This window comes from Actinoplanes sp. NPDC051851, from assembly GCF_040681165.1.
In the GTDB taxonomy this organism is placed as follows: domain Bacteria; phylum Actinomycetota; class Actinomycetes; order Mycobacteriales; family Micromonosporaceae; genus Actinoplanes.
The window spans coordinates 1-1,263 of record NZ_JBFAYF010000173.1; the positions used below are offsets into that span (position 1 = coordinate 1).

At 71.9% G+C, this 1,263-nt stretch carries 2 protein-coding genes; one reads left to right on the top strand and one right to left on the bottom strand.

All coding sequences use genetic code 11. The annotated features are described in order from the left end of the window. Nucleotides 1-217, bottom strand: a 217-nt coding sequence (locus tag AB0M08_RS47515; RefSeq protein ID WP_364508967.1) for a hypothetical protein, incomplete at its 3' end; no start/stop codon positions are given. Between the two features lie 139 nt (nt 218-356). Between AB0M08_RS47515 and AB0M08_RS47520 the strand changes: the two genes are divergently transcribed. Then, nucleotides 357-1,172: an SAM-dependent methyltransferase gene (locus AB0M08_RS47520; RefSeq protein ID WP_364508969.1), complete on the top strand. Its 816-nt coding sequence runs from the start codon at nt 357-359 to the stop codon at nt 1,170-1,172. Nucleotides 1,173-1,263: the final 91 nt, after the last annotated feature.

Sequence of the window (1,263 nt, forward strand, 5' to 3'; positions counted from 1 at the left end):
CGTCGACCACCCGGCCGTCGGCGAACAACCCGGCGCACGCCGGCAGCGAGGCCCGTGCCTCCGCCGCGATGATCGCCGCGTCGGCCCGCATCCTGTGCTGGTAGTACCGCCGCGCGAGCCCGGCGGACACGGCGAGGCCCACGACCAGCACGATCAGCGCGACCAGGAGGCGCGTGCGGCTGGGACGCGGAATGCCGCCCGGCGGCGGAGTGGTCATCGTGATCCCCCGAGGTCGATGTCTGCCTCAAGGTCATACCGTAGTGCAGCAACCGGCCCCTCACGGCTCAGGCGAGCTCGAACTCCCCTGTGTCGATACGATGTGCGCCGGATCTACGTGCGCTCGTGAAGGAGCCGTGGTGAGCAGCGAAGACGTGCGACCCAAAGTGGACTGTACGGTTCCCCATCCGGCGCGGCGCTACGACTACTGGCTCGGGGGCAAGGACAACTTCCAGGTCGACCGGGATGCGGCGGACGCGATCGAGAAGCAGTTCCCCACGGTCCGGCTGCTCGCTCAGGAGAACCGGTGGTTCCTGCACCGCAGCGTGCGGTACGCCGCCCGGGAGCTCGGCATCCGCCAGTTCCTGGACATCGGCACCGGCATCCCGACCAGCCCCAACACCCACCAGGTCGCGCAGGAGATCGATCCCGCCGCCCGGATCGTGTACGTGGACAACGACCCGCTCGTGCTCGCCCACGCCCGCGCCCTGATGACCGGCACCCCGCAGGGCCGGACCGCCTACCTCGACGCCGACCTGCGCGACCCGGGCGGGATCCTGCACCACGCGGACACCGCCGCCACGCTGGACCTCACCCGGCCGGTGGCGTTGATGATGCTCGCGGTGCTGCACTTCATCCGGGACGAGGAGAACCCTCGTGCCATCGTCGACACCCTGATCGACGCCCTCCCGCACGGCAGCCTGGTCGTCATCTCGCACGGCACACCGGAGCACGTGACCGCGGAACAGGCCGCCAGAATCGGCCGGGCCGACCCCAGCGGTGCTCGGGTGCGTTCCGGAACCGAGCTGGCCGCCCTCTTCGCCCGCCCCGACCTGCACCTCGTCGCGCCGGTCGCCTCGATCTCCGAGTGGTGGCCGGAGGCCGCGCCCCAGCCCCGCCCGTCCGTCGCCGACGTGGCGATGAACGGCCTGGTGGCCCGGGTCGTCCGCGACTGATCCCGGCCGCGCCACCGACGGCGAGCACCGCGATACCGGTGCAGAGCACGAGCAGTCCCGAGGCGGCCTGGGCGGGGTTCGCGCCGACCGC